The sequence below is a fragment of the Paenibacillus sp. FSL R7-0026 genome, assembly GCF_038004485.1.
Taxonomy (GTDB): Bacteria; Bacillota; Bacilli; order Paenibacillales; family Paenibacillaceae; genus Paenibacillus; species Paenibacillus xylanexedens_A.
In genome coordinates this window covers 3156206-3172608 of the sequence record NZ_JBBORG010000001.1, presented here as the reverse complement: position 1 = coordinate 3172608, position 16403 = coordinate 3156206, and the positions used below count along the sequence as shown (strand labels likewise).

Genomic DNA, 16403 nt, shown 5'->3' with positions numbered 1-16403 from the left:
TAATTGATTGCTCAGTTGCAGTCAGCTAGAATATAGGTCATCCAAGTGTTCCGAGTGAACCAATCCATTATAATGGCGGCTGCACCAATAACAACTTTCCAAGCTGAATGACCGTTTGATCATACCAAGCTGGATGCTGCCGAACATGTTCCATACTTCGTTCATTGCCACTTGCCTCAAACACGGCCGCTTTTTCAGTTTTCTCGTGATCAATCTCGAAGCGAACGGTATGTTTCCCATTTGGTAGCTCCGGCAAGAAAACATATTGATTTCGATTATGATCGTTATAGGGTGTGAATCGATCAACAAGGAAGGGTTCCCTTCCATCCACCGACACCTTCAATCGGCCAGAATCCGGCCCCCCGATATCAAATAAGCCGATGTGAGTTCCCTCAAACTCCACTGTGATCGCCTCTCCGGCATCAACAGCTCGCCATAGACCGGGGAACAACCAATCATACTCACGCACTAAAGGAAAGTCATCAGAGGTCACGTAAGACCACCCTGTGGTAAAATGAGTAAGACGATCCAGTGGCAACATGGTTGCATACTCCCAAGGATTGGCCGGGACCAAGGGGTCCTGCGGCAAGTGATGTTCGACTTTTCCCACGTGATCTCGAAGTTCGCTCATTTTCTCAAACGACCGAATGATTGTGTCCGTGTAAATCTGGTGTCCTTCGGGAATCGTCGGATGGATCGAATCATGCGTGAAAATAACTGCCCCGGGAATGGCCACGCCTGCCCTTGAGGTGAAAGTGAGCTTTCCATCCGAAACCAATTGACTGACCGCTACGCCCAGATGAATCGAAGGAATGCCGTAATAGTCGGCGACTTCCTCTTGCATACGAGCGCCCTTCTGATACTCGCCGGATTGAAATGAGGTCAAATCCCGCTCCTTAACCGTATATACAAACAGAATATCGGTAAACCGGCTGCGCTTACGAATCTGGCGGACAATGCCTTCGATCCGCGCTTTGGATTCGGGAACTCCGCCATCGTTTCCAACGAATTCAACAAATACGAGATCAGGCTGATGACGCAGTACATCGGTCTCCAAACGGGCGCAACCGAGGTCCGATCCTGTCCCATCAATGCCTGCATTCACACAGCGGATATCCGCATGGGGATATTGCCCTCGCAGCCAATCCGCCGTCATGACCCTGTATCCTTTCGAACGTGTATTACTGCCGCCAAAATAGACTATTGTTACTGTTTCTCCATTTTCCAACTTCTGAATGACATTAGGCAGCCCTCTTCGAGGAAAAAATTCCTTCATCACGACTTCACCCGACCTCACTTAGCGTTTTTAAGAGCAAAAAATTTAACAGCAAACACTTCATAATAGGGCGAACCATATGTTGCACAGAAATCAAATCGGATTTGGGTTACACCTTGTGCATACACCTGAAGTTTATTCAACGAAAGATAATTCCCACGGACTTTAATTTCACTCTTGGTTCCGTTTTCCAAGGTTAAAGTCACATTATAATCTTGGATCAGTGGCTCGATCGGATCGTCGAAATGCTCCAAATTCAGCTGTGAATTGAAAACAAGATGGATTTCATCCAGATTCTTGGGGCTTGCAAAACCAAATTCCAACCATTCCTGTCCTTCTATACGTTCCGAAATCCAGCCGTTCGGCAAACCATAAGGTCTGGAGAAACCGTTGACGACATTCGCGGGATTATACATATCCTGGGATGGTATCAGGTCTTTGAAGCAAATGCTCTTATTAAGTTTCTTTAGCCTGGATGGCTCTTCCGGTCTATAAAGGAAGCTAACCGCTCCAGTCATTTTCTCTTCATTGCTGTGTACAGTGAGGTCCGCCGTACCTTCCAATACGATGTATATTTTGTCGTCTTCTGGCTTCTTGCAGCTGAGGTCCAGTGTAATCCAGTCATCGTGACCCGCTGAAATCACGAAGTTGTAGCCTTTCAGCTCGCTGGTGGGAATATAGTTTTCCTTCCGATCCCCGCCAAACAGCTTCACTTGCAGCATTTCTGATTGCTCGGATCTATTTTTAATTTTGATCTGCACACTTTCAACCAGAGATGTCTGAATCGGCAAGACCAAACATAACGCGTTCTCCAAGGAGATCTCTTCGGTTGGATGAAGTTGTTCATAGCTTCGCTGAGATGAGGCCCGAATCGTTAATCCGTCAGCGAAATAAGGATCCAACGGCTCTTGAAGCCCTACAATCGTTTGCCCGTCTCGAAGCAGCTGCGCCTGAAGCTCACCCATATGCGCTTTGACGATGGCCGCGGGGTCTGTATCATATTTTACGCATAACGCAGCAGCCGTTCCTACCGCCTGCCCCATACAACCACAAGTTGCCATCACCCTTGTAGACCCAAAAGCCACATGGGTAGCGCTTATATTACGGCCAGCGAACATGAGATTTGGAATATTACGTGAAAATAAGCTGCGGAAAGGGATATTATACAATCCCGGCACAAAATTCCACGCTGTAGCCGGTCCTTCATCGTAGATGCCTTTATTTGCATGCAGATCCATATACCAGCCTCCGACGGATACCGCATCTTCGAAATGAGGCTTTACTGTAAGATCGTTCTGAGACAGCATATGTTCCCCTATAAACCGTCTCGACTCCCGTTTTCCCGGAATCGGGCATACATAATCCAGGATGAGATGGTCTACATCATCAAACTCGCCGCTATTTTTGATATAATCCCATATCCCGTACACCAATTTCCGCAGTTCCAATGCGATGTCTTCATTATTCTTGATAATATCCATATGTCCGCCGTATTCCAGCCACCACAATCCGCCAAGCCCGTTGATTTTCCTTGGAAAAGACCGATGGTTTAATCCTTTTCGGATACTATCAAAAAACTCCAGCTTCGTAATATCATACGCAAAGCCTGGCCTTTTGTAAGGAACGGAATAGTTTACGTCACGGGCTTGAAACAGAATCGTATCACCCATGGTGTAATGATCCGCCACTTCTGGAGCGAGCTCCTCCTGGTATTCATGCTTCGCCTCTCTTCCCCATCGGAAGTGAGCACCAGCTTGGTATCCAACAATTCCATCCCCGGAGCAATCAATGTAGGTTGGGCTTTCAAAACGAAATTTTCTCTCTGAAGCCAATTGAAGGCCCTCCACCCACTTGATTCTGCCGTTCTCCACGCCTGTTTCATGCACACATGTGTTAAGGAATAGAGAAATGTTGGGCTCATCATAAACCATGTCAAGCAAGACCGTATCCGAAAGTGAAAGCATAAGCTTTTTGTTGTATAACGGATTGTAATGAAATATCTTCAGTTTGAGTTCTTCCACCAACCCGCCTTCGCGAGCATAATAGGATGGACTGTTTCCGAGATATGCCGAACCGTTAATATGAACTCTGACCTCGCTGCTCGCATTTCCCCCAAGCACCGGTCGATCATTAATAAGTGAAACCTGCAACCCTTGGCGTGCGGCAGCAATGGCAGCGCATATCCCGGCAATTCCTCCACCTATGACGGTTACATCTGATTTCATAAGCTCCATTTTGATAACCTCCATGATTAGATGCTCCTATCATGGTAATGGTTTTGACCCCTTTTTTTTTACAGGATTTCGCGAAAAAATCATACATTTTTTTGTATCCTTATTTGAATTCCTACCGTGTCATTTTTATCCGATATTGCTTAGGTGTATCCCCCGTATATTCTTTAAAAAGTTTGCAAAAGTACCCTTCATTGACGATGCCTACTTCCTCGCACAATTCCAATAAAGAATAATCCTTCACATTTAACAGCTCGAGAGCGAGGTTGATTTTTTTACGATTGATGTAGCTGATCACGCCTTCGTTCATTGTTTTTTTGAATAAGCTGCTAAAATACGATGGCGCTAGATTCACTTCCTCCGCAATTGCTTCCAACGTTAAACGTTGTTTCAAGTTTGTCTCTATATAATGCATAGCACTCATGATCTCTGCACGATGCAAGAGTTGGCCCGCATGCACGTATTCGAATGTGAAGTCGCCAATATAGGCGAGCTGCTCCTGAAAAGCCATAAATTCCATGGGGAAGTCTGGAACTTCCGTGGCCATCTTGTTCCCCGATTTAAATTTCACGGTAATGTCTCTGTACAAGTCTCTAATCATTGGCGCCATGATAGACTTGTGAATTTTATGGTCGGTAACAAATTGCGACAGATCGGCAAGTGCATTGTCCAGCTCTTCCTTGGAAATCTTTCGCTTCAGGCGTATAAGAAAATCAGCCAGCTTCTGCTGAAAGTCTGCTTTTTTGTCATTATGGTATTGGAACCGATGCATCGGTGTTTTTACGACTTTTTCGGTATGATAATAGAAGTCCTCACTTACATTTTTAGCTTCCGTATACGCCTGTTTGATCGATTCCCAGCCTCGGTGTGGACTTCCAAAAGCGACAGATACCCTTTTATTCAAATATTGATGCAAATGAGAGATGATCTGCCCTCCCAAGGATAGGCAAGCATATTCCGTTTCCATATCACTGCGGTTATTTTCCCAAGATAGAAAACCAATAAAACGATTATCCGACAGATCCGCAGCTACCCCACTGCTACCATTCATCACCGTTTCTTCGATGATATTTGTAATCGCATACTTCAAGATGTTTTGATCTGCGGCCGCGTATTCGTTTCGGAAACTTTCATACGTATTCATTTCAACGATGAAGCAGCAATAGTTCGCTTGAAAGAAATGAAACTGCATGCGATTAGCAAAATCCGATGCCCGATGAGAAGGAATTTCACCTCGGATCAATTCGTTAAAAAATTGCTTGCGGACTCTGTATTTATTTTCAAGCACGGATACGTTTAACGAGTGAAATTCCGCCTCTTTTTTCTCAAACTCATTTAAAATTCCGGCTGCCTTATCCAACGCTCGATTCAAATCGGCTTCCCTCAACGGAACCTTTACAATGTACTCCAATACGTTGGCTTGAATCGCTCGCTGAGCGTATTCGAAGGATGAATAGGCGGTCAGCAGTATGTATTGGGTATGGGGGAGCTCCGCCTTGAGCTGCTCAATCATGGAGATGCCGTCCATTCGCGGCATTACAATATCAGATATAACGATATCCGGTTTAAGTTTTATGATCTCCTCTATCCCATTCAGCCCATTATTCGCTTTGCCCACCAGAACAAAACGTCTATCCCTGTGAGAGAGTTCATTAAAAAACAATTCCAATCGTTGAATGATCAGGTCTTCATCGTCAACAATGAAGCAGGTATAGTCTCTCCCCATTATGCATCTCCTTTTGGCAATTCTGCCGGGAATACAGCGCGTATACGGGTTATTTCCTTAGGTATGCTAATGATATCCAGCCCAAATTGATCTCCGTAGTGGAGTCTTATTCGTCCATGAATATTGTTCAGCCCGATTCTTTTTCTTTTTACTTCCTCTTCACTCGGTTCTGAGATTAAAATATGTTTTATTTTATCAGCTGGAATTCCCTCACCTTGATCAATAACTTCGATGATGACGATGTCGTCCTCCCTGTAGGCATGAATCGTAATAGGGCCCTCAATTCCCCCTCCGTTATAACCATGGAAGATACTATTCTCTACAAGGGGCTGCAACAGCATTCGAAAAACTGGAAAATCCATCAGTCCTGCTTCGATATCTTCAATCAAGTTGAAGTTTCGGTTATACCGGATGTTCTGGATCTCGATATAGTCTGCTACATTGCGTAATTCCTGGCGTAGGGAAACCTTCTCTGAAGCGTCGTCTATCCCGTACTCCAATAATGAAATGAGCGATCCGATCACCACATCTACTTTCTCTATTTGTCCGAGACGTATCACATTGCTGATTGAACCAAGTGTGTTATACAGAAAATGTGGGTTAATTTGAGACTGTAACACCTGGATTTCCAACTTCCGCTCAAGTTCATTATGAAGTTCAGCTCGGCGAATCAGTTCAACAATTTGCTGAAGCATACGATCGAATGCCCGTGAAAGATCGCCAAACTCATCGTTTCGATTAATCGTTATAGTCGTTGTGAGGATACCTTGTTCCACCTGCTTCATTTTTGTTTTGAGCGTATAAAGTGGTTTTCTTATATATTTGGCAACCAAAAAAGAAATGAACAAACTTAAAAGAAAACCTGCAGCGAGAAGCTCGAGGTAATAGGTTTCCAATCTGGACAACGCTGCTTTCAAGCGTGATTCATCGTTGATCGAGATGATGGTCCAGTTGAACTTCTCCGTTGGTTTTTTCAAAAGGGAGACCGGAATACCATCGTTGGTATACAGTTGAAGATTTGTTTCTGTTGTATCCAGAATTTCTTCCGCTGACGTCTCTCCGATCGAAAAAGAATGATCTTGGATATTCAGAGGTCCTTTATTTTCAGAAAATCCGGCAATGATCTTACCTGACGCAGTGATCAGAGCCAGATTCATTTGTTCCTGTTTATTAATCTTGAATAAGGTTTCTTCAATGGCATTTAGATCTAAATCAACCGCGATGGCCATAGGAAACGGAGCACCGTTCAGATATCGAACCATCGTAACGGTCCAGCCGGAATACTTCGATTTGTAAGGTTCACTAACAAAGGTAGTCCTTCTATTCTTGTCAGCCGCATCAAATAAAGGTGCTCTTTCAGATAAAGGTTCATCGAATATTCGAGTAGGTGTACTTCCACCCAAAATGGATAAATCGCTTTTGATCAAATAAATATTACTGACATAAATACTGTTGAGTTCATACAGCTCCCTTAATTGCTTTTTAATCACTTCGGTATTGTTAATGTTGGCTTTCACTGATGTTTCAACTGAGAAGAGAATCGTCTGGAAGGAGGAAAAATTAACGGTGAAATACTGGTCAACCTTGTCTAGTATTTGATTGGTGTAAAAAATGTCATTGGTTCTTATTTCCTTTTGAACATAGCGATAAGACAATTGGCTTATCAAGATGATGCAGCCTAATACAAAGGCAAACACGATAAAAAATAATTTTAAAGGCAAGCTGATTCTTCTTCGCATCCATCATCTTCCTTTTAGTTCCGTTTTAAACTAAGAATAGCATATGCTAATAAAGAGAGGGGCTACGAATAGCCACTCTCTCTTCGTTTATTTTCACTTGATAAGGCCGGCTTCTTTAAATTGCTGGATTGCGGTTTCCTTATATTTCTGCATGTCAAACTTGGTATCCAGCGTCTGGAGGAAATTGTCCCAGTTGGAAAGAGGCTCTTTGCCCGTCATAAATTTAACCAAGCTTTCATTAATGAAACGTGTGCGGTCAGCATCCAAGGTATCGCTGGGGTCTGGGGTCAATAAATTTCCGGGCAACGTTGGCCCCACATATTGCTGATTGTCCTTGAAAGCTTCCGCCGTCTTTGGATTCTGGAAGCTGAAGTACTCTGCATCATCACCACGGCGCGGCATTCTATAATGATCAACCCACAGGTACTTTTCTTTCATTTCCTTTGATAACTCGGAGGTTTTATTTTTGATCTTGCCGTCTACGACATCCCAATGGATGCCTTTAATTCCGTATGCAAAGTTCGGATAGGCTTCTTCATCCGTAAAGAGATAATTTAGCATGGACAAGATCCGAATGATTTTATCCTCGTCCGCTTTTGCGGATATGGCCCATGAATTGCCTTGGAATGATTTTCTCTCTACAATTTGATCCCCGTAAGGACCTTTCATCGGAGGAATAACGATCCATTCGGGCACCTCGCCACTAATTTCTTTCATTTTCTGTTGATAATCCGGTTCCAGTCTACGAGCATCTCTGATCATGAAGCCAACTTTACCCTTAAACATCTTTTGGTCCAACAGATCAGGCGAATTCATCGTCACCCAGTCTGGGTCAACCACCTTGGATGCCATCATTTTATTAATGTAAGCAAGCGCCTCTTTCATTTTGGGATCAATAAACAGAAATACCGGTTCATTATCTTTTATCTCAACGGCCGAAGGAGGATTGACGCCAAACATCCACATCAAGCTATCAAAGCCGTAGGTTTGCAGATTGCCTTCTTTATTCATACCGCCGATGAATCCGTACGTATCGTTTTTACCATTCCCGTCCGGATCTTTCTCTGTAAAGGCTTTCATAACTTCGAACAACTCATCAGGTGTCGTTGGTACTTCCATATTCAACTTTTTCAGCCAATCGTTACGGATGAAGAAGCTTCGACTGATACCGTTTACATTATCATAGCCTGGAACTCCAATCGTTTTTCCTTGATAGGACATCGCCTCCCAGGAGTCGGTGCCAAATCGTTTCTGTAATTCAGGGAATTGGTCCATATACGGTGTCAAATCCGCAAGAACACCTTGGTCGTAATATTGCGCAAGATCAGCACGACTCTTCAAGAAGATCAAGTCTGGAATATCCCCGCCTGCAATGAGTGTATTCAGCTTGGTTGTTGCTTGACCCGCTTGAGGAATCATCATCTCCAAGTCAATATTCATCTCTTCTTCCAACATTTGGCGTTGAATATCTTCATCACGTGGAGGTACCGGAGCAGCAGCGTTAAAAGTGCCTTGGTTAAACATTGAGATTTTCATTTTGGTGGCAAACTGGCCAGACTGGCCTTGCGAATTACTCGAAGTTGTCGATGTAACTTCTTCATTTCCCCCACATCCTGACAATAGCGTTCCAAGTCCTAAGATTGCCGATAAAATAGCAAATGAAATCTTTTTACGCTGCATATTGACCTCTCCTTTGCTTGTATATTATCACGGTTTCCCCGTAATAAGTTAGGTTGGAACATCTTTTATCCTTTAACGGATCCCAGGAGTACACCTTTGGTAAAATGCTTTTGCAAAAATGGATAAACGATCAATATCGGAACTGTAGTTACAACAACTGTAGCCATCTGTACAGCGAACGTACTGACAGCCCCGGAATTGGCGAGCGAATCAGCGCTTTGAGTTGCAACGTTAAGCAGGATGTTGCGCAAAATCACTTGAAGTGGCATGTAGTTGGAATCATTGATATATACAATGGCATCAAAATAACTGTTCCAATGCCCGACTGCGTAAAATAGGGAAATGGTAGAAAGTACGGGTAAGGACAAGGGTAAAATGATCCGCCATAACGTCTGAAGCTCACTCGCACCGTCTACCCTCGCTGATTCCTCGATTTCACCAGGTAATTGCTCAAAAAAGCCTTTGATGATCACGAGATTAAATGCACTAATGAGATTTGGAATGATCAATACCCAAGGACTGTTTAACAATCCCAGAGAGCGGATTAGTAAATATGTCGGAATTAACCCCCCACTGAACATCATGGTAAACACAATGAAGAGTAAAAACGGACTTCTTCCGGGCAAATATTTTTTGGATAACGGGTAGGCCGCGATTACCGTAAAAAACACATTTAACGCAGTTCCTACAATTGTTCGAAACAACGTAATTTTATACGCCTGCCAGATCCCATGAGAAATGAATACTTCTTTATAGGCCAGAAAGGTAAAGGATTCTGGTATAATCACAATCCCTCTTCTTAATACTTCCGATTCTGGCGTTACGGAGACAGCAACCACATATAGAAAGGGTAGCACGCACAGTAGGGATAATAAAATAAGAATTACATAAACGACGGTTTGCCAGACTTTTTCCCCGATTGTCATATGGATCATTTTAAAGACCACCTCACCAGATTTGCCCATCGAATTTTTTGGCGAGCTTATTCGCTGCCAACACTAAAGCAAATCCGATGACAGCTTTAAACAATCCTACAGCAGTAGCCAAACCGATCTTAAGACGCTCCAACCCTTCCCGGTATACCCATGTGTCGATAATATCGATCTTCTCTTGGTTAAAGGTGTTGGCAAACATGAATATTTGGTCAAAACCCGCATCCAGGATATGGCTTAATTTAAGAATCAGCATCAGAATAATGACGCCTCGAATGCCAGGTAACGTGATATGCCAGAGCTGTCTCCATTTGGATGCACCATCCATTCGAGCCGCTTCATATAAGCTTGGATCGATTCCTGCCAAGGCGGCAAGGTACAAAATCGCCCCCCATCCAATATCCTTCCATACTTCAGATAAGATGATCAGCATTCTGCCCCAGGCAGGTTCCGTAAGAAACGAGATGGGTTCAAAACCAAAATCCTTCAAAATCATGTTAAAGAGACCATCGCCTGGGGCTAGTAATGCTACCATGATTCCATACACAATGACCCATGACAGAAAATGAGGCAAATAGGTGATTGTCTGAACAATCTTCTTAAACCATTGGCTATAAACTTCATTGAGGAGTAAAGCAAGTACGATGGGTGCGGAGAAACCGAACAATAACTTATACAGCGATATGATGATCGTATTTTTCATGATGTCCCAGAAATAAACGCCGTTCATAAAATCCGTAAAATTTTTGAATCCCACCCATGGGCTATCCCATAGTCCCAAAGCAAGGTTGTAGTTTTTAAAAGCAATCATGATTCCCGCCATAGGAATGTATTTGAATACCGCAAAGTAAATTAAGGCTGGTAATAAGAGAGCATACATCACTTTGTACTTTTGGATCGTCCTTATCCATGTCTTTCGCTTTTTGGAGATGGGAATGGCGTCCGCTGCCAACTTTGCTTGCATTTCATCACCTCGTCTTTGTTTGTATTTGTATAATAGCACCCGCCTATCGGATAAATTTCTGAAATATCAAGAATTTCTTATAAGATTTTAAGGAAGTGTGCCTGGGCTCGTTCCAACAGCTAATCCCGGCAAGTGAGATAAAAACTTGTTCCACTAAAATAAAAAAAAGCCGCTATAGTAGCGACTTTCCATGCCGTATTTATACTTTTCCCCAAAAAATCTCAGTTTCATAATCGAATTCAACAGTACCCTCTTGATTATTTTTATCAAATAAATTCCGCAGTTCTGTCATCATAGGATCGTAATTTGCATGCCCGGGTACAGGACTGTAAGAAGATGATAACAAACGGCCTTTCAATCCTTCGAAATCGAACTCCTGACTCATTCTGAATCGCATTTCATGCATTGAACCTTCCTTGAAAAAAGAGAGCAATATCGCCTGAGAAATATTTTTATGATTAACTTTTTCATAGTCGGTTCCATATGTATGGAGCAGTTGATTGTACTCTTCACGAAATGAAGTACCGTCTGTAAGACGTGAATTCCAGATCAGTATTACTCTCACACCTGGCCGTAGAATTCTGCGAAACTCGATTTGGGCTGCGGAGCGATCAAACCAGTGAAATGCCTGAGCGCAGACAATAAAATCAACCGACTGATCAGGTAATCCAGTAGATTCTGCGGAACCTGCTATACTCTGGAATTTCGGATTACGTTCTAACATTTGCTCGGCGGCTTCCCGCATTGCCTGATTTGGCTCGACCGCGATTACATAGCTTCCGCGTTCCAGAAGTAGTTTTGAGATGATGCCAGTACCTGAACCGATGTCTGATATGGTACTGTTCGCATGTAAACCGACGACGTCGTACAAATGGTCAATAGCCTCTTTGGGATAACTCGGGCGGTATTTCAAATACGAATCGACCCGACTCGAAAATCGTTCTCTATTGTTCATCGATCGTCACGCTCCCATCACTATTTTGACATCCTATATACTGGCTTCAGTAATAGCTTCAAAATCTTACTCCCCCAAAAAGCAAATACCGTCGTTCCGGTCCATGAGCTGCGCTTATCTTGGCTGTATTGATCGTTGATCATATAGGTCCGAGTCGAAATAGGACTCTTCAGACCGAACTGTTCCCATTTGGTCGGATCATTCGAACCTCCGAGTTTTCTAAGCATATTTGCCGACTCATGATCTATTTTAGCCGGAATTTGCTCGAATGCTTGGGTGATTTGCGTATGAAACTCGTCGATTGGGTTACGACTGGTAATGCTCTCGAGATGAATGCTTTCACGAATGTAAGAAACGTATGCCAGATGGTCAGCCCAGAACTCGTCGATATAAAAAAGCCGTACACGCCGCTCCGATGGACTCATCAGTCTCTCAGCTTTCAAAATTCCGAACCGTTCTTCATATAGAATTCGCCTCTGATCCTCCACCATATCCGAATAACAGTTCAATTCCCGCTGAATATCGAAGTTTTGACCTATAATAACGCGCTGAATATGCTCGATTTTGCTGCGGAGCGCCGGATCATCAAGAACCTCGTCCTGATTTGGAGCGCGAAAAAGTTTATGAATGCCAAAGCGAAGCATCAACTCGTCCTCCAGGCTAATATAAAATACGGAAGACCCAGGGTCACCTTGGCGGCCGCAACGTCCGCGCAACTGGTCGTCAATCCGCATGCTTTCGTTCACATATGTACCTATAACGTATAATCCGCCCAGTTTGGCAACCACTTCTGCTTGTGCGGGATTACCGCCACCGAGACGAATGTCGACGCCGCGCCCTGCCATATTCGTAGATACCGTTACCGCGCCTATTTCTCCCGCTTTAGCGATGATTTCGGCTTCTTTTGCATCGTTTTTGGCATTCAGAACCTGGCAAGGTACGCTAGCAGCGGCAAGCGCCTCCGCCAGCATATCAGATTCCTCGACGCTTGACGTACCAATAAGAATGGGGCGTCCCACCCTATGGACGGAAGAGATTTCTTGTACAAGCGCCTTATATTTGGCTTCTTTATGTGTGTAAATTCGGTGCTTGTGGTCGATCCGTATGTTTGGCTGGTTTGGCGGTATTTGCACGACCTGTAACGCATAGATATCCTCAAATTCCATTGCTGAAGCGTACGCCGTAGCCGTCATTCCGCAAATTCCCGAATACAGGCAAATAAAGTGCTGAATCGTGATCGTACCGAGAATTCTCCCGCCGGCCTTCCACTGCAACCCTTCTTTTGCCACCAGCGCAGCTTGCAGCCCGTCCGGTAAATACCTGTTCTCGGCCACACGTCCGGTGTGTTCTTCGATTAGCTCGATTACACCGTCCCGGACAATGTAATCAACGTCTTTTTTTAATAACGATTCCACATGCAGCGCACAATTCAATGACGTTAACCAATGACTGTTATGGTTATCGTACAGATTGCCACATCCCAGCAGTAACTCCGCTTTCGCAGCACCCGCTTCATTCAAGTAAACGTTTCGTTGGAACTCGTCAAAATCGTAATGCTCTCCTGGCTGCAGCTGCCGGGCCACATCTGCGAAAAGAACGCCATCACTCTTGGAAGCACTCGAATCGCCACTAATGACTAGCGGCACCCGTGCTTCATCAAGAAGCAATGAATCTGCTTCGTCGACGATGACGTAATGGAAAGGACGATGCACGGTATCAGCTTCATTAAATGCGATTGTATCGCGCAAATAATCGAACCCTGCTTCTTTAGCCGTAACATAGGTTATGTCCTTGGCGTAAGCTTCCCGTTTCTCGAACAGGCTCATGCCCGCTTGGACCGAGCTTACCGTTAACCCGAGGAAACGGTAGATCGGTCCCATCCACGCTGCATCTCGATTTGCCAAGTAGTCGTTAAATGTGAGTACATGAACGCCTTTGCCTGTCAATGCGTTGAGATAAACAGGCATAACAGCAGAGAGTGTTTTTCCTTCACCGGTATGCTGCTCGATCAAAAATCTCTCGTGCAAAGCAATCGCAGCCATAATTTGCGCATCGTAAGGCTGTAATCCGAGTGTTCTCTTCGCAACCTCGCAGACTAGAGCATAAGCATCTACAAGCAGATCATCCAAAGGCGTGCCTGATCTTGCTTCTTCTTGCAGCCGAAGGGATTCCGCTTGCAGGCGCTGATCGTCCCAAGTTTCCAAATTACGTTTCCTTATAAGCTCCACTTTGTCTCGATAATCTTTCAACAAACGCCGGGTATCGCGCTCTTTGAATTCACGTATCAACTTGACGACTACATTCATCGGAATTGATTCCTCCTAAGTAGAAATAGCGGTGCTATATATGGCTTTTTTAGCTGCATCCATTGCGTACATCCTCATATTGCCTTATGAAAAGAAAAGACTCCATATGGAGTCTTTTCTGTCGATGATTAGCGTGTCACCAAACCATTTGTTATAAGAGATAACTACATTACTTCTCCGATGGGAGCGGTGTAAAGAGCAGATTCACCGGCAGGTTACTTCCTGGTGCGGCAGAGAATAGAATCGTTACGCTCTCTCCAGTTAACCCGGTGCGGTAAAGAACGCTTTGTTCACTTGAATTGGCAACCGCAACGTTACCTTCGGCAATCGATACCAACTGATTGTTCACCAGAGCTACTCCGGAATACTTCCCTCCACGAGGGTTAAAGGAGATAAGCGTACGCGGTGCAACATTGGTCAGCGTGATTTTGTACAATACACCGAAATTACCCGCATTGGATGCGTCTGTGTAAGCCATCGGATCTGTTCCTACCAGATTGGGATCGCTTGAATTGTCACCAAGTGGCAGACGGGCAGGTTTGATTCCCACGTGCTCATCGTACTTTATGATGCGAGTCGCATTCGGGTACGTACCACGGTTGTGCACTCCGTCACGATCAAGCACGGGAAGCAATGGCAAGGATTCGAACGGATCTTTATTTTCTTCCACCAGAATAACGTTATAGTCTAAGGAATAATCACTATAAGCGTCCGAATAGAGAGAGATGACTTGTCCTTCTTTCATCGGCGTTTTATTAAGTTCTGTCAAAATCAATTTGCTTTCCCCAGGTTGAAGGTACTCTTTCTTTTGATCCGCTCCAGTCTGAATCGACTTAAACCATTTATCAATAGACAATTTCCCAGCTACGGTAGCATAGGGTGTAGGGCCGGCAAAGCCCATATTTTGTTGTTCGAATACAGCCGGATTTGGATTGTTATTGGTTGCAATCACATACATTTTTACTCTTTTGCCTGTATTGTTCACGTGGTGAATCATGAAACGGGTCTGCCCCGAAGATGATTCTTTGTATACGATGCCTTCCGTATTCACAGTTTCCGGACTGTTACTGCGGATCAGTAAACTTGGCTCATCCATGTACGTATAAGGCACTTTCTCCATGGTAGTCACTTCGCCGCCGTTAAAGGTGAACTTCTGTCCTACCGGCGTGAAGAGTAAATTGAAGTCGGTAAATGAATATAAGGTCTCATTCGTTATGGTAATGACTTTGGAGTACGTGTTCGTAGCGCCGTGATTATCAGTAACCGTAAGTGTCACCGTTTTTGGACCCGGTTCAAAGAACGCAAGTGAATTATTCTCCCATACCGCTTTATCAATATTATCTTCGTCATCTGTACTTTGGTCTGTGTATGTTATTTTTTCGCCCATTTTATACTGTTCTTTATCGGTGGCGAACATGGCTACAGGAGGAAGATTAGGAGCCAAAACTTCAATCGTAGTTGAATAGGGATCGCTCCATTGACCATTGGAATCCTGTACTTGATATGAAATCGTATATGTACCTGCTTGATCAAATGAATCCTGGCGACCAGTCCAGCGTTCGTCAACGATATCCATTCCATTGGGTGAACTGGAAGAAGTCACGTAGTCCACTTGATCACCCGCAAAGATTTCCTTTTGGGAAATGGTAAAGCTTGCAACAGGTTTTGTATTAAGATTCAACACAACCGTTTTAGCCGACTGATTCACTTTATAGGTGATGTTCAGAGCTTGAGTAATGGAAGTTAACGGCACCATGAATGTACTTTTTTGTTGATATGCAGGGCCTTTCATCGTTCTGGTCTCTCCATTTACCGTATAGTCCTTGCTGTTAGTTTTGAATCGGAGTTCATCCTCACCACTAATAATGATGGTTTCCTTGGTTTTGTTATCGTATTTGACGCCATATCCCACACGGTCAACCAGCGCACGGATTGCAACATAGGATACACCGTTTTTCACAGCCATTGGCTGTCCAGCAAGATACGTTTTTCCATCCTGCTCCATTTTGTTGCTATTCATGTACAACGTCAGGTTCCCACCTGCTACTGTAGGAGACGTCCCATCAACGGATGGTTGTTCTATCTGAGCAGGCGTAGCTGGCGTTTCAACCTTCTCAGGGGTTTCCTCTTGAACTACAGGTTTTGTACCCGTTTCGTTTGCAGGGGTCTCTCCCCCATCCAATGCAGGTTTCTCGCTCTCTGTTATAGGTGTTGCCTCAGTACCGGTTGAGGTTTGAGTGTCCTTGGCTTCAGTGGGCGGAGTATTGATAGATTTGTTATTGCTCTCCGTCTTCACTTCACGCTCTGCAATCGGCTGCTCTTGTTTTAACACCTCAACTGATTCTACATTGGCTGTGTTTACTGACGCGGTGTCACCTTGCGGTACTGATTGCGCACTCACAGAACCGACTGCAAATGCTTGAAAAACAGCTAAAGCGGTAAAAATGGATAATTTCTTCTTCATATTCATGTGTTGTCTTTGGCTCCTTCTACTCTCTAGTAATTTATAACCCCTCAAAAAGTCATAATATTAGACGCTAGATTTAGGAAAAAGTTTCTAATTGAATTGTAAATTATGGATTTTTGTGCAACTA

Annotated in this window: 10 protein-coding genes; all 10 read right to left on the bottom strand. The window is 44.1% G+C overall.

What is annotated here, in order from left to right:
- Positions 1-67: 67 nt before the first annotated feature.
- The 10 genes from MKY44_RS14230 to MKY44_RS14185 all read right to left on the bottom strand — a co-directional run bounded on the left by MKY44_RS14230 (position 68) and on the right by MKY44_RS14185 (position 16279).
- Positions 68-1276 (bottom strand): GDSL-type esterase/lipase family protein, encoded by a 1209-nt coding sequence (locus tag MKY44_RS14230; protein WP_341007580.1) that lies wholly within the window; start codon positions 1274-1276, stop codon positions 68-70.
- 17 nt (positions 1277-1293) lie between these two features.
- The gene (locus MKY44_RS14225) at positions 1294-3525 is read right to left on the bottom strand and encodes an FAD-dependent oxidoreductase (RefSeq protein ID WP_341007579.1); all 2232 of its coding nucleotides are present in this window, start codon (positions 3523-3525) and stop codon (positions 1294-1296) included.
- 97 nt (positions 3526-3622) lie between these two features.
- Positions 3623-5233 (bottom strand): response regulator, encoded by a 1611-nt coding sequence (locus tag MKY44_RS14220; protein ID WP_341007578.1) that lies wholly within the window; start codon positions 5231-5233, stop codon positions 3623-3625.
- Entirely contained in the window at positions 5233-6972 is a 1740-nt protein-coding gene (locus MKY44_RS14215) for a sensor histidine kinase (protein WP_341007577.1), read from the bottom strand. Before MKY44_RS14215 ends, MKY44_RS14220 begins: the two co-directional genes overlap by 1 nt.
- 93 nt (positions 6973-7065) lie before the next feature.
- Positions 7066-8652, bottom strand: a complete 1587-nt coding sequence (locus tag MKY44_RS14210; RefSeq protein WP_341007576.1) for an extracellular solute-binding protein — start codon at positions 8650-8652, stop codon at positions 7066-7068.
- Positions 8653-8717: 65 nt separating this feature from the next.
- A complete protein-coding gene (locus MKY44_RS14205; protein WP_076210617.1) occupies positions 8718-9587 on the bottom strand; it encodes a carbohydrate ABC transporter permease in 870 nt (289 codons plus the stop codon).
- Between the two features lie 13 nt (positions 9588-9600).
- Positions 9601-10548 carry an ABC transporter permease gene (locus MKY44_RS14200; protein ID WP_341007575.1) on the bottom strand — a complete coding sequence of 316 codons (948 nt, stop codon included), beginning with the start codon at positions 10546-10548 and terminating at the stop codon, positions 9601-9603.
- A gap of 199 nt (positions 10549-10747) precedes the next feature.
- Entirely contained in the window at positions 10748-11503 is a 756-nt protein-coding gene (locus MKY44_RS14195; protein ID WP_341007574.1) for a class I SAM-dependent methyltransferase, read from the bottom strand.
- A 20-nt stretch (positions 11504-11523) separates the two neighbouring features.
- Positions 11524-13809, bottom strand: a complete 2286-nt coding sequence (locus MKY44_RS14190) for a preprotein translocase subunit SecA (RefSeq protein ID WP_341007573.1) — start codon at positions 13807-13809, stop codon at positions 11524-11526.
- A 169-nt stretch (positions 13810-13978) separates the two neighbouring features.
- A complete protein-coding gene (locus MKY44_RS14185) occupies positions 13979-16279 on the bottom strand; it encodes a stalk domain-containing protein (protein WP_341007572.1) in 2301 nt (766 codons plus the stop codon).
- Positions 16280-16403: the final 124 nt, after the last annotated feature.

What these genes read in the sequence shown, in the direction of transcription:
- MKY44_RS14230 (WP_341007580.1), bottom strand. Translation starts at nt 1,276, where the DNA reads ATGAAGGAATTTTTTCCTCGAAGAGGGCTGCCTAATGTCATTCAGAAG.
- MKY44_RS14225 (WP_341007579.1), bottom strand. Translation starts at nt 3,525, where the DNA reads ATGGAGGTTATCAAAATGGAGCTTATGAAATCAGATGTAACCGTCATA.
- MKY44_RS14220 (WP_341007578.1), bottom strand. Translation starts at nt 5,233, where the DNA reads ATGGGGAGAGACTATACCTGCTTCATTGTTGACGATGAAGACCTGATC.
- MKY44_RS14215 (WP_341007577.1), bottom strand. Translation starts at nt 6,972, where the DNA reads ATGCGAAGAAGAATCAGCTTGCCTTTAAAATTATTTTTTATCGTGTTT.
- MKY44_RS14210 (WP_341007576.1), bottom strand. Translation starts at nt 8,652, where the DNA reads ATGCAGCGTAAAAAGATTTCATTTGCTATTTTATCGGCAATCTTAGGA.
- MKY44_RS14205 (WP_076210617.1), bottom strand. Translation starts at nt 9,587, where the DNA reads ATGATCCATATGACAATCGGGGAAAAAGTCTGGCAAACCGTCGTTTAT.
- MKY44_RS14200 (WP_341007575.1), bottom strand. Translation starts at nt 10,548, where the DNA reads ATGCAAGCAAAGTTGGCAGCGGACGCCATTCCCATCTCCAAAAAGCGA.
- MKY44_RS14195 (WP_341007574.1), bottom strand. Translation starts at nt 11,503, where the DNA reads ATGAACAATAGAGAACGATTTTCGAGTCGGGTCGATTCGTATTTGAAA.
- MKY44_RS14190 (WP_341007573.1), bottom strand. Translation starts at nt 13,809, where the DNA reads ATGAATGTAGTCGTCAAGTTGATACGTGAATTCAAAGAGCGCGATACC.
- MKY44_RS14185 (WP_341007572.1), bottom strand. Translation starts at nt 16,279, where the DNA reads ATGAATATGAAGAAGAAATTATCCATTTTTACCGCTTTAGCTGTTTTT.